Annotated in this window: 1 protein-coding gene; it reads right to left on the reverse strand. The window is 72.5% G+C overall.

The genetic code is table 11. The features are described 5' to 3' along the window. The coding region (locus BCA01S_RS36370; protein ID WP_042320562.1) for an AMP-binding protein at nt 1-608 on the reverse strand (608 nt) is incomplete at both ends.

Genomic DNA, 608 nt, shown 5'->3' on the forward strand with positions numbered 1-608 from the left:
CCCGCCGATGCACAGCTCGCCGAGCCCGCCCACCGGCGCCTCATCGCCGAACGCGTCGAACACCCGCGCCGTACGCCCCGGATACGGATGCCCGATCGGCACCGTCACCTGCCGTGCGTCGTCGGCCCCGGTGCGGCGGTACAGCGCCGCCACCGTCGTCTCGGTCGGACCGTACAGGTTGTCCAGCCGGATATCCGCGAGCGGCCCCTCGCGCCAGCGCGCGAGCGCGTCGCCCGGCAACGCCTCGCCGCCCACCGTCACCTGGCGCAGCGCGAGCTGCGCACGCGGCGGCGCGTGACGCTGCCACTGCTGCCACAGCGCGGTCGGAATCCGCGCGAACGTCACGCGCCGTTTCACCAGCCGCTCGCTCAGGCTTTGCAGATCCCACGGCTGCGAGCCGCGCATCTCCACCGTCGCGCCGCGCAGCAGCGCCGGCAGCGTTTCGTGCAGCGCGACGTCGAAGTTGATCGTCGACGAGTGCAGCACCGTGTCCTTGCCGTCGATGCCGTAGATCGCGAGGAAGTCCTGCAGGTGCGTCCACAGCGCGCCGTGGCTCACGGCGACGCCCTTGGGCCGGCCGGTCGAGCCCGATGTGTAGAGCACGTAGG

The sequence above is a fragment of the Paraburkholderia caledonica NBRC 102488 genome, assembly GCF_000685095.1.
GTDB lineage: Bacteria > Pseudomonadota > Gammaproteobacteria > Burkholderiales > Burkholderiaceae > Paraburkholderia > Paraburkholderia caledonica.